Here is a 17,384-nt window from a genome sequence, read left to right as displayed (position 1 = left end):
CCAGCGTTCGTCCTGAGCCAGGATCAAACTCTCATTTTAGAAATGAGAAATTTTACTAGCTCATTATTATTTGTTGTTATTCTTTTTCAAAAGAATTAAAAAGCGAATTGACTTCGCAAATGTTTAATTTTAAGTTCTACAACTTAAAATTACCTTACACTTGTAATCAAAATCTTGTTCAGTTTTCAAAGATCTACTCTGACGCAACGTCGTCTTATTGTACCTCAACGCCGCATATAATAATATACCATGTGGTTAATTTATTGTCAATAGAAAAGTTTGACTAATTTTAACCAAATTGTTTTGGCGCACTTAACGACAAGAACTACTATACCAAGGAAACAAAATTACGTCAAGACTTTTTTACAAAAAAAGCACTTAGATCTTTATCTAAATGCTTTTTCTAATTATTTTAGTTCAGGAGCATCAGTATGATACATCGGAACCGTGGATTTGCCACCATTCTGATCAATTAGATCAGTTTTACGTTCTTTGTCAGCCTTATCCAACTGTTCCATTGCATTCTTCGGCTTATAATTATAGTCTTTTCGATCCACAGGCTTAAATCCTTTAGGATGATAGAAACGAAGTAAATCACCATAGATAACTCTATCAGAAAGAGACAAATCACTAGTTACATAGTTCTGAATTCCATCTACTTCCTGTTGTTGTTGCTTATCCGGCTTAATAACTTGACCAGTTTTAGAATCATAGATTGTTCCCCCAACCTTAGTGTATTTAGGAGTTACAAAATCTCCATCCCTAAATGGAACAATTTGATTAGGATTATTCCCCAACAAATCATGTCCAAACTGGATCATATCATCATTCTTAATTCCTAATAAATGAAGCAGCGTTGGTAAGACATCGATTTCTCCACCATAAGTATGATCAACGTGCCCATCCAAATTATCAGCATGGATCATAAATGGCACCTTCTGAAAGTTAGCCAAATCATAGTTATTAACCGACTTTTTACCTAACATCTTAGCAATTGCAGGACGATGATTATTAGAAATCCCATAATGGTCACCGTATAAAACAATGACACTATTCTTCATTAATCCCGTTGCTTTTAGATATGCTTCAAACTCACCAAAAGATTGATCTAAATAATGAGCCGTTTGGACATAAGGATCAACGGTACTATCCCCCGTTTTAAGAGCAGGAAAAGAAACATTTTGTTTATCTAATTCATAAGGATAATGATTAGTCAAAGTGATAATTTTGGCATAAAACGGCTGTGGTAGCTTTTCAAGATAAGGAACTGAATCTTTAAACATAATCTTATCTTTCATTCCATATCCAACATTATACGAAGGTTTCTTCTTATAGTAGTTGCTATCGAAGAAGTACTGATATCCCCAAGACTTATAAGTATTATCTCTATTCCAAAAGCTCGGAACATCTCCATGAAAGACAGCCGTCGAATAACCCTTTTGGTCTAAAATTGCTGGAGCCGCCTGGAAAGTATTCTGCGAACCATAAGTAACCATCGCAGATCCCTGGGGCAATCCATACAATGAATTTTCAAGCATCATTTCAGCATCTGAAGTCTTACCTTGAGCAACTTGATGGTAAAAGTTATCAAACGAAATCGTATGCTTATCACTATAAAACTTATTAATATTCGGAGTAACTTCCTGTCCATCAACTTTATAGTTGATTAAGAACTGTTGAAAACTCTCCAAATGAATAATAAAAACGTTTTTACCTTTTTCTTTCCCAAAATATTTAACGCTTGGATACGTCTGATGTTGATTAATAAATTTCTTGACACTATTCAAATCTGAAGCTTTCGCCTTCGCTCGAGTGGAACTCTCTTGGTGAGTTTGATATGCATTAAAGGCAGCATATTCATTTAAGCCTAAATACTTAACGATATAATTATTGTCAAACGTCCGAGTTAAAAGACCACTCCGATCCGAATTAGCAAGAGAATATTCTCCCCCCATAAGCAAAATCGAAAGTAAAGTAATTCCAATGGCATAGCGATACTTAAAGGGACGGTAATCGATTTTAATAATCCTGAAGACTAATAGTAAGATTAAAACCACAACATCCAAATAAATCAAAAAATCCGTTGGATGAAGAATTTCCATCATACTCTTGCCCAAATTATTTTGGACGTCTCCGGTTCCTTTAATAATACCAATTGACAAGAAGTCAGAGAATTCTCGATAATATAAAACATTAGCAAACATCCAAGTCGACTGTAGAAAATCAATTATTAGCATCAGCCAATAAGAAAGCTTGCCACGAAAGTACAAAGCAATCCCAAACAAGAGCAGTCCTGATGGAATTGGATTAACAATCATCAAAAAGGTTTGCATGCCACCCTTAACACCCAAACTAAAGTCGACGTTATAAACAACCAAAGTAGTTATCCAATATAAAACGACTACCAGCACGAAGAAACCGATAGTAGTATTAAAAAAATTACGAATGCTTTTTAATATTCGAGACATTCTAGTTTCCTCCAAAACTCTTATGACTTTCGCTTTTTAGTATTTTCCTATTCTTTTGTGCCTTTTTACTTGGCTTCATCACGAGGGCAAAGGCTCCCAAAATCAAACCTAAGTAATACGTAAGAATCCGCCACAGGATCATCGCAAGTACTAGCTTACTTCCATTAGTAATATAACTTCTAAAAATCATCTCAAAGCTATACTCAGCTCCACCTGCTCCTCCAGGAATGGGAAAAATCGAGATAATCATCACAATCAAAATGTGGAGACTGGTTACCATTACCACATTAGCATTGGTATAACCTAACGAAAGCATAATAAAGTAGGGAATTAAGTAATAAAAAAGCAACTGAAAAAAAGTGATTATGAATATTTTAGCCATCAACTTCCCTTGGTGACCAATTCTCACACTCTCTTTATAAAAGTTATCAATCTTCTTATTTAATGTATTTACTAACTTATAAAATGTAGCATCTTTTACAAACCATTTCACTGGTTTGATACAAATATTAACAAATTTTTTAGTAAATGAATGCCAATACATGATCATAAGTAGTGAAACGATCACAAACATGTGAATTCCAAATCCGAACACAACAAACCATGCCAGGGCGTGCATTTTATCAATAACGTAGTTAAAACCGATTATTAACGCAATAAAAAAATTAATTACTATCATGGCTTGGTAAACAACAAACTTCATAAGTAGTGCAGAACTAGCCCGACCACCATCAACTCCCGATTGAATTAAAACAAATAGTTGAGCCGGTTGACCACCAGATGAAAACGGAGTGATCCCATTAAAAAGTTGCTCCACTAAGGGTACCCGGATTGCATCCCGAAAAGTAAAATTAGGATCACTATTTCGAACTAACATGTAAGTAATCACGGATTCAAGAGCAAAATAAAGCAAAATGCACCCTAAAGCAACTAATAACCACCATGGATTAATCTCAACAATATCTCTTATAAGAACGCTAAACTTAATGTCTCTAGCTGCATACCATGAAATAAGTAATCCAAGGGCAATCATGATAAGTAGTGAGACTTTATTTCTCCTGGACATTCAATTACCCCTTTTTCGCCTGGTCAAAATAAAAATCATGCCAAATCTTGGCTAGATGATCCTCGGAATAATAATCAGATGCTTTAAGTGATTTTTCAGCATATGCTTTCAGAAGCTTAGGATCATTTAACAACATCTTAAGTTTTTTATCCATTTCAGCCTCATTATTTGCTGAAATGTAATACCCGTCAATAATTTTTTTATAAAGGGATAAATCCCGCAACATAACAGGAATTCCACACGAGAATGCCTCTAAAACAGACATCGGGAATAACTCATTATACGACGGTAAAAGAAATAAATCAGCCATATTATAATAATTTACTAATTCTTTACGATCAACGATTCCGGGAAAACTCAGGTTTTGAGGTGGATTATCAACCAATTCTTTCAACTCAGAATATCCAGCTGTCATTTTTCCAAATGAAAATCCTCCTGCCCAAACAAATTGAACGTTTGGATTTTGCATTGCTAATTTACCAAAATCAAGAACGCCCTTTCTGGTCTGAACTTGACCGGTTCCGAGCACCGTAAACCGTTTTGTTTGATAACCATAACTACTTCTAAGAGCTTCTTTCTGGCTCTTTGAAACCGGATAAAATTCTTTTTTACTTACAAAATTTGGAATATATGTAATTTTCTTTTTATCAATCCCATATTTTTCAAGTTTAGGTATAAAAGTTGGATTTACAACGACAATATGATCCATCCGTTTATAAAAGGCAATTACATACTTATAAAAAATTTGTCGAAATGGAGTAGGAATTTTTAAACTCCCCTCAAGCGTTTCCGGCAAAAAATGAACGTATCCAATCTTTCGTCCCATTTTTTTTGAAAATGTAGACAAATAAAACGTTGGATTAATGGTGTGATAATGACTAATGTTCGCTTGATTAAATTTATTAATCTCAATGTCAAACTCGTTTGGAAAATGTTTCTTTAACATCTTAATTAACTCAATGTATGCACTACCAACTCCTTGACCTTTTACTTTGTCAGCAGTTGAAAACATATCGATCTTTAACATCAACAAAACTCCTCAGTCAGATGTGTTAGTTTGCTTAGCTTTAGTTCGATCAAACTCTTTGATTGTATCATCATAAAAGCTCAACATCTGATCCACAAAATACTCAGCTGAAATTTCGTGTAATTTCTCTTCACGGACATTTTCGGAATCGGGGTATTCACCTCGGTGTTGCAAATAATCCACCGTTTCAGAAACAAACCTTTCTTCTGACTCAAACGTCATTCCAATTGATTTATCATCAATTAAGTCATCGGTGTACGGACTTCTTGCAACGACAACTTTGGTGCCAGCAGCAACTGCTTCAATGTACGTTAACCCCTGAGACTCAGAATTAGACGTAGAAACAAAAACATCTGCCATTCGATAATAATCATTGACATGATTATTATTAATTTCTCCGGTGAAAATAACATGGTCGTTAAGTTTCATGTCAGACACTTGCTTCATTAAATCATCTTCGGCAGGTCCTTCACCCACAATTACAAGCATAGCATTTGGAACTTGATCCAAAATTTTAGGTAGTGCATCGATCATTTCGGAGATGTTTTTTTCATACGCAACTCGACTAACGGAAACCATCAATGGGGTCTCATCACTAATGCCTAATTTTTTTCTAATATCAACATGGTCATTTTCTTCATAATGCTTAACGTCAATCCCAGTTGGAATAATTCGAATGGGACTCTTAACCCCATAATCAGTAAGCTTGTCCAAGACACGCTTACTTGGTGCCACCACACCGTCCATGTGATGGCAAAACGCTAACATCATTTCTTTTACGTGTACTGGTTTTAATAATTTGCCGTTAGCAACATAGTGCAAATAATCTTCATACATTGTGTGATAAGTGTGAATACAAGGAATATTCAAATTTTTAGCAACGAACTTTCCGATAATTCCAAGTGAAAATTCAGTTTGGGTATGAACGATATCTAATTTTAATTGCTTAGCAATTTGATAAGCCTGAAATATTCCTCTGACGGCGATTCTTCTTTCGGTAAAAGAAATAAAGGGAACACTTGAAAAACGGTAAATGTCTTTTTCATCGTCATCATTTTTTTCAACGTTAGGATCAGTTGTAGTAAAAATATAGACATGATTTCCACTCCTTTCTAACTCATCTTTTAACGTTTTGATTGACGTAGCAACTCCGCTAACTTGTGGAAAGTAAGTATCTGTAAACAAACCAATATTCACGTTGTTTTCCCCTCTCTCTTTAACGTTAAACAAATGTAATTATATGGGTTTCCCGCATGGTTTGCAACTTTGTGCCTAACTACTCAAACCTAAGTAAACCATCTACTCTGGCATCTTAGAGATAAAGTCATCAATCATCTTATTAACGTCACCAGTGGTATCTGCATTTTTAACGACACTATCAGCTAACTTACTTGCTGATTTCGAATTAATTTTACTAATATATGCTTTAGTTTTTAAAATTTGAGTTGGAGTGGCTGATAATTCATCCACTCCTAACCCAATCAAAAAAGGAATCACCTGTGGATCACACGCAACCTCACCACAAACACCCACGGTCTTAGAAGCGTTATGAACGATCCTAACGACCCTTTCAATTAAACGAAGCACGGCTGGATCACAAGCTTGGTACAAATAGGAGACACGCTCATTTAAACGATCAACAGCAACCGTGTACTGAACTAGATCATTAGTGCCAATACTTACAAAATCTACTCTTGAAATGATCTTATCAATCATAATTGCTGCCGCTGGAACTTCAATCATCGTTCCTAATTGAACATCTCCAAGTTTAACTCCTCTATCAATCAAATTCTGGCGTTCTTCAGTGTAAATCGAAAGAACCTGATCCAGCTCTGAGACCGTTGATATCATAGGAAACATGATCCGAATTGGTCCATAAGCTGAAGATCTAAGGAGTGCCCTGATTTGAGTGCGAAAAACCTTGCTTTCACCTAAACTATAACGAATGGCACGATAGCCAAGAAAGGGATTCGTCTCATTATGGGAAATATTAGGCAAATAATTAACTAGTTTATCTCCACCAACATCCATTGTCCTAAAAGTTAACTGCTTTCCTTTTACTTTTGAAACAATGTTTTTGTATATCAAAAATTGTTCGTCTTCGCTCGGGAGATGGTCAGAATCCATGTAAATGTATTCGGTACGAAATAATCCAATTGAATCAGCCCCAACTTCTAAAGCATTATCAACTTCATTTTCGTTACTAACATTAGCCCCCAATAGCAGAGGGTGCTCATCTAATGTCTTGGTCGATTGGCCCTTGAACTTTTCCCATGACCTTTTTTGTTTTCTAAATTTTTCAAGCTTTGTCTGGAATTTCTCGATTTCATCTGAATTGGGACTTTCAATAACGTTTCCATTACTTCCGTCAACAATCAATTGTTCATCATTTTTTAAATGATTTAGGCTGTCCTGCAATCCTAGTACAGCTGGAACGTCCATACTTCTAGATATAATGGCTGCATGAGAATTCTTGGTTCCAACAGCTGTAACAATCCCTTTAATATTTTTCTTTTGAACTTGTGCAATCTGAGTTGGAGAAATGGAATTAGCAACAATAATAACTGGCTGGTTAATAAGTGATAGATCGGGAGTATCGACGCCAAGTAGATGTCCCAAAAGCTGGTCTCTGATATCTTCAATATCATGAACCCGTTCCCTTAAATACGGATCATTCATATTCAAAAAAATAGCTGCATATTGATTGAATACACGATTCAATGCAAATGCAGCATTCTTTTTTTCTTCTGTTATGACTCTTTTAACCTCATTAATCAACTCTGGATCAGATAAAACTTCTAAATAAAAATCTAAAATATCAAGATATTTTTTAGCCATTTCAACTCTATTACTTTGTTTGATTTTTATAATAGTAGTTTTGGTATCTTGAAACGTTTTTTTAAGGCGTGCTTTTTCTTCGTCTATACCCAAAAAGGCTTCTTTATTAAAAGTTAAATCTGGTTTAGTTAAACAATAAGCTTTTCCAAATGCGATCCCATCACTAACACCAATACCCTTAAAGGTAGTCATATTAGTCGATCAATCCTTCATCTTTCATGGTTTTAGCAATTGCATCAAGGGCTTCTTTAGCATCGTCACCATCGGCTGAAATAGTAATATCAGCACCTTGGCCAACTCCTAATGACATAACACCCATGATTGATTTTAAGTTTACAGATTTATCACCATATTCAAGACTAATATTTGAATCAAATTTGCTAGCGGTCTGAACTAACAAAGTTGCTGGACGAGCATGAATGCCAGTTTCTGCCGTGATTTTGAATTGACGTTTCTCCATAATGAACGCACTCCTTTAATCGTTTATTTAACTCTATTTACAGTTTAAGAATATCAATTTATCATCTAAAAAACAAGTAATTATCATAAATCGCTTACATAATTGTTATGACGCTAATTTTCAGACGAATAATGATAGGTTAAAATGCCCTTTTCGCTGGCTTTCCCTACGATTCTTTTCCGTGTTGGAAAGCTCATAAAAGCCTGCTGAAATTTCGGAAAATCCTTTGGTTCAACCGTCAAATCTTTGATTTTTCCATCCTTTAATTGGTTTAAGAGTCCGGTAAAGTCATTTTCGTTTTTATCCATAATTATTGCCTCCTAATCGGTTTCAATGTTACCACATTAAAATAATTTCTAGATCAGTCAAAATACTTGATTGAATGTTATTAGTGCGTATAATATTCATGAATGGTCAATAAAGGTCAGACTTTCGTCTGACAATTTAGTTAAGCAAAAGGAGGCTTAAACTATGGAAGGACAAGGTTCATACGGATTTGGTAGTCTAGATGACTTTCTTCGTGCCATGCAAAATGGCCAAGTCAATGATTATCAAGTTCCACCACAAAGTGGACGCGGCAACGGCCGAAATGGTTCAAAATCAATTCTTTCAACTTACGGAACTGATTTAACTAAAAAAGCTAAAGCCGGAAAACTTGACCCAGTAATCGGTCGTGATAAAGAAACGGCTCGAGCAATCGAAGTTTTAAATCGTAGAGGCAAGAATAACCCAGTCTTGATTGGTGAAGCCGGAGTTGGAAAAACAGCAATCGTTGAGGGTCTCGCTCAAAAAATTGCTGATGGTACTGTTCCAGAAAAACTTCAAAACAAACAGGTAATTCAATTAGACATGGTTTCAATGGTTCAAGGCACAGGTATTCGTGGTCAATTTGAAAAGCGAATGCAACAATTAATTAAAGAGGTTCAGTCAAACCGTAACATCATCTTATTCATTGATGAAATTCATGAAATCATGGGTGCAGGTAATGCTGAAGGTGGCATGGACGCAGGTAACGTCTTAAAACCCGCTCTTGCTCGTGGGGACTTTCAATTAATTGGAGCAACCACCCTAAAAGAATACCGTGACATTGAAAAAGACTCTGCTCTTTCAAGACGACTTCAACCAATCATGGTCAAAGAACCAACGGTTGATCAGTCCACCAAGATTCTAAAGGGTCTACAAAATCGTTATGAAAACTATCATCTAGTCAAGTATACTGATCAAGCAGTGAAAGCGGCAGCTACCCTTTCAGATCGTTATATCAGTGATCGTTACCTTCCGGACAAGGCAATTGATTTACTTGATGAAACTGGTTCCAGAAAGAATTTAACTTTAAACATTGTTGATCCAAAAACAATTGACAAAGAGATTGACAGTGCTGAAAATGAAAAGAAGACGGCTTTAGATAAAGAAGACTACGAACAGGCCGCTTACTACCGTGATAAGATCAAACGACTTCATCAAAATAAGGATAAGGGTGCTACAAGTGAGAAACACAACACCGTTACCGAAAAGGATATGCAACAAGTTGTTGAAGAAATGACCAATATCCCAGTTGGAGAACTACAAACCAAAGAACAACAACAATTAAAGGACTTAGCTCCAAATTTAAAGCAACATGTGATCGGACAGGACAAGGCTGTTGATTCAGTTGCTAAAGCCATTAAACGAAATCGAATTGGTTTTAATGGTAGCGGTCGTCCGATTGGTTCATTCCTATTCGTTGGATCCACTGGGATTGGTAAGACTGAGATGGCTAAACAACTTGCCAAAGAATTATTTGGATCCGAAGATTCAATGATTCGATTTGACATGTCAGAGTATCGTGAACCACAATCAGTTGCTAAATTGATTGGTTCACCGCCTGGCTACGTTGGATACGATGAAGCTGGCCAATTAACCGAAAAAGTCCGTCGTAATCCTTACAGCTTGATTCTGTTAGATGAAGTTGAAAAAGCTCATCCAGACGTTCTTCACACATTCTTACAAATCTTAGATGACGGTCGTTTGACTGACTCACAAGGCCGAACGGTTTCCTTTAAGGACACTGTCATCATTATGACTAGTAACGCCGGAAGCGATGCCGAAGCAAGCGTTGGGTTTACACCAGAAGCAACTGGTAAAACTCATTCTGTGATGGATAAATTAGGACTTTATTTCAAGCCTGAATTTCTCAATCGTTTTGATGACATCGTTGAATTCAATCAACTTTCTAAAGATAACTTAAACCAAATTGTCGATCTGATGATTAAAGATATGAATAACATGTTAGCGTCAAGAAACGTTCACATTGATGTTTCCAAATCGGCCAAAGCAAAAATTGTCGAACTCGGTTACAATCCGTCAATGGGTGCCCGTCCGCTTCGACGAGTAATTCAAGAACAGTTAGAAGACCAAACGGCCGACTACTTCTTGAATCATCCAGAAACTAACAATCTTGTTGCTGATACAGACAAGAACAACAATATCGTTATTAGTACTAAGTAGTGAAAGAGACTTAGATTAGAATTCTAATCCAGGTCTTTTTTTATTTCCAGAAATGGTAAAATCAATATAAACCATCTTTGGAGGAAAATTATGTTTAATTGGATGAAAAAAATCTTTTCAAAAAATAATCATAACTACAAGCATTCAAAACATCGGATGAAAAGACCAATCAGACAAAACAACGTTAAAAAGACGACAACCTCCATAGATCCATCCGAAATTTCTTTAAACAAGCCAAAATCAATTCATACCACCACTCCATTACCTGCCGAAAATCATCAATCAACTCCTAAAAAAGAGGTTATCAGAACCCCAAGTACAGTTTTTATGGAATTTGTCGATCAAAACGGGAATCAATTAAAATCAACTGAAATCATTAGTGGTTCAGTTGGCGATCCAATTAATTTCATCGTTCCCAAAATAAAAAACTACATATTAGTTAGTGTTGATGGAATGACTAAAAAAATGCAAGCAAAAAAACAACTAATCAAGTTTCATTACATCCCTAAGTTAGGCCAACCAGTTAGCGTTTACTGCTTTGATTTTGATTCATTTCGCTTGCTTCTCCCTCCCAAAATCGTGAATGGTCCATTAAACCAGCAGTTTACACTAAAGTCTCCTGTGATTCCTAACTACCAGCTTCACCTATCGGTTGGTGACTTAACCGGTCAATTCACAAATAAAACCAAAAATATCATCTTATATTACCGACGTTCTAACTGGAAAGTGGTTCAGTCAGTCAATTATTTAGTCAAAATGAAAATCCCCACTTCCGTTTATGATTCACCCGTGCAAAAGCAAAGATACGATCAAATTTTGCCAGCTGGATCAACTTGGCGTGTCTTTACAGAAATTCGAACTAATCAAGATGATTGGTTAAATCTCGGCGGATCACAATGGATCAAAAAGCGATCCACGATTCGTACCCATAACAATGACAAACGTCTAACCTAAAAAAATCCCACTCTTATTGAGTGGGATTTTTTACAAATTTTTATCCATGTTATACGTCAATTTAGAGAGTGTAAGACCCTTTTCCATCAATTCATGCATAAATTGATAGGTTCGACTCCTCATTTCTTTGACCAATTGCTGATTCTGATCTTTCAAAAATTCAGATGCGTCCTGATCATTCATATTAGCAGCTTGACCCATCGTATCTGATATATGCCCTAAAAATAACTCGTTAGCATGTTTCTTAAAATCACGATCCTGTTGAATAAAATTACTGTAATGAGATTCAACGATCATCGATAGTTTACGATACATCCAGTATGCGCTCTTATCATCCATCGTGAGAGGAGTAACCTCATAACTTGGATCAGTCTCGTCAACGTTAGCAAAAAAAGGAACATATGGACTAAAGGCGGGAATTCCAAAATTTAGCCACATAATTGCCGAACATTTATCACTTACATCATTTCTAATTTGCAGAACATGTGAATTTTGGGTTCGATTCATTGAAATTGGTCTAAATTGAGTATTCGATTCTTTTGGATCTTTAGCCAATGGATCATATTTGGTCTCGTTATAATGAGAACTCAAAATAAACTGAACGTCACTAACTTCAATTTTACGGCTTGCTTTTCTAATAAACGGGAGATCATTTGAGGTTGGCTCCTGCTCAATCTCGGGATTCAGCACCTTTTGCCCATACCAAACTCGAGGTGTGTTGTAATGGTGATCAAATTCATTATGAGTCCCAAAGATATGTCGAAAGTTAAATCCCTCTTTATCAGGATTTAACTGGTACTTTTCAACAAACTCTTGTAACCCATCGGAATACATAAAGTTCTCTGGATCATCAAAATCAACCTGTTGAATCGCAACCTCATTTGCTACGACCGCATAACAATCGTCAGGAATTCGTTGTGCAACCCAGTGGTGACCAGTAACGATCTCCATATACCAGACTTCGTTCTTGTCACTAAAAAGGACCCCATTTCCCTCTGGTGAACCATACTTTTTGATTAAATTTCCAAGATAGGCAACTCCATCCCTTGCAGAATTAATGTAAGGGAGAACCATCGATTGTAAAGAATCTTCAGCTAATCCATGCTGAACAAGCGGATCATGAGCTAAAGCATGCTCGTTTCCATAAACACTTTCAGTGGCACTCATTGCAACATTCTTTTCATTAAATCCACTTTCAGCATAAACGCCTTCTTTTTTAACGTCAGCGTTCGGTGTCATCAAAATTCGGTAACCCGACTTTGGCATTGGAGCAGTAAAGCCGTTTTGGTTGGATTTCCAAACTTTGTCCTCGTTATGATATGCAGGTTGAACATAAAAACGTTGAGGAGTTAATGGTAAAAAGGTATCATCATTTCTAGAAATCATCGTTGACCCATCAACACTAGCGTCTTTACCAACCATCACACTGGTACAAGCACTTAACTTTTTCATAATTCATATCCACCTTTCACAAAAACTAGTTTATATCGAATATTACGTCAATTCAATCCTAAAGCTTGGCAGTTAACTTGACATCAGGATATTTATCTTTAAACCAGCGTTCTGCAAACTCATTTTCAAAAAGGAATAACGGATCCCCCTTTTGATCCCGTACTAAAATATTTCTAGACGAAGACATCTTTTCGTCCAGCTGGTCAGGGTCAATCCACCGGGCAATTTTATGCCCCATTGGTTCCATCACAACATCTGAGTTATATTCATTTTTCATTCGAAACTGAAATACTTCAAACTGAAGCTGACCAACTGCTCCCAAGATATACTGTCCCGTGCTGTAATTAGTGTAGAGCTGAATGGCTCCCTCTTGTACTAATTGTTGAATGCCCTTATGAAACGACTTCTGCTTCATAACGTTTTTGGCTGAAACTCTCATAAATAGTTCTGGAGTGAACTGTGGCAGCTTTTCAAACGCAATCGGTTTTTTGCCGGTATAAATGGTGTCGCCAATCTGAAAATTACCAGTATCATAAAGACCAATAATATCTCCAGCAACCGCTGTTTGAACGTTTTCACGCGTATTAGCCATAAATTCAGTAACGTTTGATAAACGGATCGGCTTCCGGGTACGATCAAGGGTAACATCCATGCCTTTTTGAAATTCACCAGAGCAAATTCGTACAAAGGCAATTCGATCACGATGACGTGGATTCATATTAGCCTGAATCTTAAACACAAATCCAGAAAATTCTGGTGCTGTTGGCTCAATTTCATTTCCTTGAAGAGTTTTGTGAGGACCTGGAACTGGTGAGAGCTTCAAATAAGCGTCTAAAAAAGTTTTAACCCCAAAGTTAACCAACGCTGAGCCAAAGAAGACTGGTGTTTGATCACCCTTGGCAATTTTTTCTCTGCTAAATTGATTCCCAGCTTCAGAGATTAAATCCATTTCACTTCTAGCATCTTGATAAATGCTATCGTCTGCTAGTGAGTTATCTCCAATAAGATTGCCATCATCATCTAGTTTAATAAAGTTCTGACCATCCGCTTCTGGTTTATAAAGTTCAACTCGATGATCATAACGGTCGTACAGCCCCTTTAAAATTCGACCAGAGCCAATGGGCCAGTTCATCGGATAAGCCTCAATTCCCAGTACATCTTCCAATTGATCGATTAATTCCATGGGATCCTTGCTATCACGATCAAGCTTATTCATGAAAGTAAAAATTGGAATTCCACGCATTTTACAAATTTTAAATAACTTTTTAGTTTGCGGTTCAATTCCCTTAGCGGCGTCAATCACCATCACGGCAGAATCCACTGCCATAAGAGTTCGGTATGTGTCTTCTGAAAAATCTTCATGTCCCGGTGTATCAAGAATGTTAATCCTTTTTCCCTGATAATCGAACTGCATAACCGAACTAGTAACTGAAATTCCACGCTTCTGTTCAATTTCCATCCAATCTGACTTAGCAAAATTTCCACTTTTTTTAGCCTTAACGGTTCCAGCTTCCCGAACAATCCCACCAAAGAGGAGTAGCTGTTCGGTGATAGTGGTTTTCCCAGCATCAGGATGGGAAATAATGGCAAACGTTCTTCGTTTATCGACTTCTTTTTCTAGGTCTGCTTTTTTCATCTTTACTTCCTTTCTGTTATAGATTAATTGTATACCATCAAACAAACAAAAAATCCGGAAAGCTCCGGATTATTTTTAACGAATTTGTTGCATTACATAATCAATCGTCTTAATCGAACTAAGTCCATCGTTAATCCGACAGAAGCGATTGTAAAATTGCATAAATTTAGGATCGTTTTCAACATTTTCGTCTTTTAAATCAGTTGAGATTCCCTTCATTAACTCATCAGAATCATAGACGATCCTTCCAGGCAAATCTCGTTCATAATTCAAGTAAAAGCCACGCAACTCATCCTTATACACGTGATAGTCATAAGGATAGAACAAAATTGGCCGTTTAAGGTAGGCGTAGTCAAAAAAGACTGAGGAATAGTCGGTTACCAGCAAATCTGAAATTAAATATAAATCAGAAATGTTGGAATAGTTCGATAGGTCATAGACGAACCCTTTGTAATCAGAGACGTCTAATGCATTCGAAATCAAGTAGTGCATCCGTAGAATTAGGACAGTATCACTTCCAAAGTGTTGTTTGAACTCTTCCAAACTAAACGGTAGCTTAAAAGTATATTTCCCCTTGCTCTCAAACTGATTATCTCGGTAAGTAGGAGCATATAGGACAACTTTCTTGTCCCGTGGGATTCCCAATCGATCCTTAATCTTATTAATCTCAGTAGGATTATTCCCGTTAATCAATTCATCATTTCTTGGATATCCCACCTTTAAAATCTTGTTTTCATACCCGAAGGCACTTCTAAAGACCTTGGTTGAAAAATCATTTGGTGAAATCAATGCATCCCAACGATTAGCTTCTTTAACAAAGTTATCATGGTACTTATTGGTTGTCGTACCAGGCATTGAAACTCGTTCAATATCTAACCCTAACTTCTTTAATGGTGTGCCATGCCAAGTTTGAACATACGTTACATAGTCTGGTTTAACGACCCAGGCAGGAAATCTAGCATTGCTAATCCATACCTTAGCCTTTCCCATGGTACGAACCCAACGTCCCGTATTTTTAATTACATAGTTAATGTTATGGTCTTTACAAAATTGCTTTTGTGACTTTTGAATGGACCACACAAAGTTAATCTTAGGATGTAATTTTTTAAACACCTGATAGATAGCATAAGGACTATCACTCACCTGACGTCCACCAAAGCTCTCAAACACGATCGTCGTAGTAGCAAATGGTGTATGCCCCCGTTTAAACAACTTTCGTAAGCGCAAACGATTAACTTTACTTAATAAGATTTTAAACGATTTCCACAAATGCTTAGCTTTTCCGTAAAACTTAGTAAGTCTTTTTGTAGGAGACGGCCGTCTTCTTTTAATAACACGAAGTTGACCTTGCTTTCCCGCTTTTAATACTAATTCACGATTATCACCTAAGTGAGAAACGGTTTTAAACGATGAAAGCGAAACATCCATCACCAATCTTTGCTGAAAATGCTTACCATGATAATTATACCTGATATACAAACGATATGTATCTTCATCCTTTAGCTCTTTAAGCGGAATGGTAATCGCAAAAATCCCTTGAAAAGGTGAATCGGTAATCGGATAAAGTCGTTTGCTTTGATCACTTGCTTGCTTAATCATAATTGCCATCTGATCAAGTTTTTTACCGTCAATGTGGTTAAACCCCGTTAATCGTAAATTACCGCCACCAAGCAAATTAACCGAGTTCATCACAAATTGCTTTTTAGATCGGTTCGTTCTGACATAAAAGACCGCCATGCCAGAGGGGTCAATCTCATATTGATAATAAGCATTTAACCCAATCCGCCGAACGGCACTCACGTATTCACTTTCAACTTGAATAAGGGTTCGACGGTCACTATTACCACACGAATAATAGAGTTGCCATTCAAATTCATCCTGTCCGACGGAGTCAAAGTGAAATTTATTTGGATCAATTATAATTGCTGCCTCATTGCCACTTACATCCCCTTTAAGAATAGGGACGGTGATTGAGGCTAAGCTTTCTTTTTCAATCAAAGTAACAGTTGCATCTTCATCAGCGTAACTAGGATTAATTAACTCAAATTCAATTTTCAACTTTGTTTGTTTTGGTATAACGTTAGAAAGTATTGCTCGCATTATTTCTCCTTAATAGTTGAAAATCACGTTTTGACCAAGATATTTAGAAAAGTTAACCATATCATCCAAATCGATAAAAATGGTAGTCTCCTTACCTTCAGCATACTTATTAACTAAAGCAACGTTAAATGCTGAAATATCACTATAACGGCTTGCATTGCCATAGTCTGAAATGACATATGATCGAGCATCTGAACCTTTAGACAAATACTTCAAATTACCAAGATTAACATCATAATCGATTAAATCACTAGTTGGTCTAGCAATCTTTAAACTTGTTTCTGGAGGTGAAACAACCGAGGTTTTACTAAGATAAAAAATCTGAGCTGCTCCACCGTTACTTTGATCCACCCGACATGCCACGTCACCACGTTGATTTAAAAATTTAATTACTTGATGTTCATCATTAATCCGTTTGAAAACAGCAGTAGCGTTATCATGATTGTCATAATAAATCGTTTTACTAACGTAGGGTCCATCATAAAAGATCACTTTGAATAAACCTGACCCAGCCAAAATTTCCTTTCGTTCAGCTCGAACCACCCCATTATGGTTACTGTAGACTTGAACGGACTGACCCTTAACCACTCTGTCGTGAACGTCAAATTGGGTTAAATCGTTATTTAAATCATGATTTTGATCAAAAATTCCACGTTGTTTACTAAAAACGTCAAACAATTGGATGATTTCTAATTGCACTTGCTGATGAAAAGAATCAGATAACTTCCTAATCAAAGTGGCCACGTACTGTGATTGATCATAGTTTAAAATGGAAATTACAACTTTAACTGAATTCCCGTCATCGATCATTCTTTCCAATCGTTCTTTAAATCGGGGCTTTTCAGCTCCATGAACTGAAGTTACCAAAAAAAGTGCTTGTTTCATTTTGCTCCCCT

The 17,384-nt window shown here is 36.5% G+C and carries 13 protein-coding genes; 2 read left to right on the top strand and 11 right to left on the bottom strand.

The window, feature by feature from the left end; genetic code table 11:
- Positions 1-407 precede the first annotated feature (407 nt).
- From AC6UDE_RS02895 to ykzS, 7 genes are all read right to left on the bottom strand, one after another.
- Entirely contained in the window at positions 408-2,468 is a 2,061-nt protein-coding gene (locus AC6UDE_RS02895) for an LTA synthase family protein (RefSeq protein ID WP_500696563.1), read from the bottom strand.
- A gap of 1 nt (position 2,469) precedes the next feature.
- Positions 2,470-3,534: a lysylphosphatidylglycerol synthase transmembrane domain-containing protein gene (locus tag AC6UDE_RS02890; RefSeq protein ID WP_500693602.1), complete on the bottom strand. Its 1,065-nt coding sequence runs from the start codon at positions 3,532-3,534 to the stop codon at positions 2,470-2,472.
- Between the two features lie 4 nt (positions 3,535-3,538).
- Positions 3,539-4,561, bottom strand: a complete 1,023-nt coding sequence (locus tag AC6UDE_RS02885) for a glycosyltransferase family 4 protein (protein ID WP_500693601.1) — start codon at positions 4,559-4,561, stop codon at positions 3,539-3,541.
- Between the two features lie 12 nt (positions 4,562-4,573).
- Positions 4,574-5,758: a glycosyltransferase family 4 protein gene (locus AC6UDE_RS02880; protein ID WP_500696562.1), complete on the bottom strand. Its 1,185-nt coding sequence runs from the start codon at positions 5,756-5,758 to the stop codon at positions 4,574-4,576.
- A gap of 102 nt (positions 5,759-5,860) precedes the next feature.
- Complete coding sequence (gene ptsP / locus AC6UDE_RS02875) at positions 5,861-7,591, bottom strand: phosphoenolpyruvate--protein phosphotransferase (protein WP_500696561.1); 1,731 nt, start codon at positions 7,589-7,591, stop codon at positions 5,861-5,863.
- A 1-nt stretch (position 7,592) separates the two neighbouring features.
- Positions 7,593-7,859, bottom strand: a complete 267-nt coding sequence (locus tag AC6UDE_RS02870) for a phosphocarrier protein HPr (protein ID WP_500693598.1) — start codon at positions 7,857-7,859, stop codon at positions 7,593-7,595.
- A 113-nt stretch (positions 7,860-7,972) separates the two neighbouring features.
- A complete protein-coding gene (gene ykzS, locus AC6UDE_RS02865) occupies positions 7,973-8,167 on the bottom strand; it encodes a protein YkzS (RefSeq protein WP_500695201.1) in 195 nt (64 codons plus the stop codon).
- Between the two features lie 163 nt (positions 8,168-8,330).
- On the opposite strand from ykzS, the gene AC6UDE_RS02860 reads away from it, so the two are divergent.
- A complete protein-coding gene (locus AC6UDE_RS02860; protein ID WP_500696560.1) occupies positions 8,331-10,346 on the top strand; it encodes an ATP-dependent Clp protease ATP-binding subunit in 2,016 nt (671 codons plus the stop codon).
- 90 nt (positions 10,347-10,436) lie between these two features.
- Positions 10,437-11,300, top strand: coding sequence for a MucBP domain-containing protein (locus tag AC6UDE_RS02855; RefSeq protein WP_500696559.1), 864 nt, complete (start codon positions 10,437-10,439; stop codon positions 11,298-11,300).
- 30 nt (positions 11,301-11,330) lie between these two features.
- Here AC6UDE_RS02855 and AC6UDE_RS02850 read toward each other — a convergent pair whose 3' ends face one another.
- The 4 genes from AC6UDE_RS02850 to AC6UDE_RS02835 form a co-directional block, all read right to left on the bottom strand.
- Positions 11,331-12,752, bottom strand: coding sequence for a C69 family dipeptidase (locus AC6UDE_RS02850; RefSeq protein ID WP_500696558.1), 1,422 nt, complete (start codon positions 12,750-12,752; stop codon positions 11,331-11,333).
- A gap of 58 nt (positions 12,753-12,810) precedes the next feature.
- Positions 12,811-14,388: a peptide chain release factor 3 gene (locus AC6UDE_RS02845; protein ID WP_500696557.1), complete on the bottom strand. Its 1,578-nt coding sequence runs from the start codon at positions 14,386-14,388 to the stop codon at positions 12,811-12,813.
- A gap of 75 nt (positions 14,389-14,463) precedes the next feature.
- Positions 14,464-16,488: a CDP-glycerol glycerophosphotransferase family protein gene (locus tag AC6UDE_RS02840; RefSeq protein WP_500696556.1), complete on the bottom strand. Its 2,025-nt coding sequence runs from the start codon at positions 16,486-16,488 to the stop codon at positions 14,464-14,466.
- A 9-nt stretch (positions 16,489-16,497) separates the two neighbouring features.
- A complete protein-coding gene (locus tag AC6UDE_RS02835) occupies positions 16,498-17,373 on the bottom strand; it encodes a hypothetical protein (RefSeq protein WP_500696555.1) in 876 nt (291 codons plus the stop codon).
- Positions 17,374-17,384 lie beyond the last annotated feature (11 nt).

This window comes from Fructilactobacillus sp. X2R5C3 (assembly GCF_059901325.1).
Note: the sequence above shows the minus strand (reverse complement) of the source record. Positions and strands in the feature narration are given on the sequence as shown.

Bases quoted from the DNA above. Each gene is read 5' to 3' on its own strand.
- AC6UDE_RS02885 (WP_500693601.1), bottom strand. From the start codon at position 4,561: ATGTTAAAGATCGATATGTTTTCAACTGCTGACAAAGTAAAAGGTCAA.
- AC6UDE_RS02890 (WP_500693602.1), bottom strand. From the start codon at position 3,534: ATGTCCAGGAGAAATAAAGTCTCACTACTTATCATGATTGCCCTTGGA.
- AC6UDE_RS02845 (WP_500696557.1), bottom strand. From the start codon at position 14,388: ATGAAAAAAGCAGACCTAGAAAAAGAAGTCGATAAACGAAGAACGTTT.
- AC6UDE_RS02840 (WP_500696556.1), bottom strand. From the start codon at position 16,488: ATGCGAGCAATACTTTCTAACGTTATACCAAAACAAACAAAGTTGAAA.
- AC6UDE_RS02895 (WP_500696563.1), bottom strand. From the start codon at position 2,468: ATGTCTCGAATATTAAAAAGCATTCGTAATTTTTTTAATACTACTATC.
- AC6UDE_RS02850 (WP_500696558.1), bottom strand. From the start codon at position 12,752: ATGAAAAAGTTAAGTGCTTGTACCAGTGTGATGGTTGGTAAAGACGCT.
- AC6UDE_RS02860 (WP_500696560.1), top strand. From the start codon at position 8,331: ATGGAAGGACAAGGTTCATACGGATTTGGTAGTCTAGATGACTTTCTT.
- AC6UDE_RS02870 (WP_500693598.1), bottom strand. From the start codon at position 7,859: ATGGAGAAACGTCAATTCAAAATCACGGCAGAAACTGGCATTCATGCT.
- AC6UDE_RS02835 (WP_500696555.1), bottom strand. From the start codon at position 17,373: ATGAAACAAGCACTTTTTTTGGTAACTTCAGTTCATGGAGCTGAAAAG.
- AC6UDE_RS02855 (WP_500696559.1), top strand. From the start codon at position 10,437: ATGTTTAATTGGATGAAAAAAATCTTTTCAAAAAATAATCATAACTAC.
- ptsP (WP_500696561.1), bottom strand. From the start codon at position 7,591: ATGACTACCTTTAAGGGTATTGGTGTTAGTGATGGGATCGCATTTGGA.
- ykzS (WP_500695201.1), bottom strand. From the start codon at position 8,167: ATGGATAAAAACGAAAATGACTTTACCGGACTCTTAAACCAATTAAAG.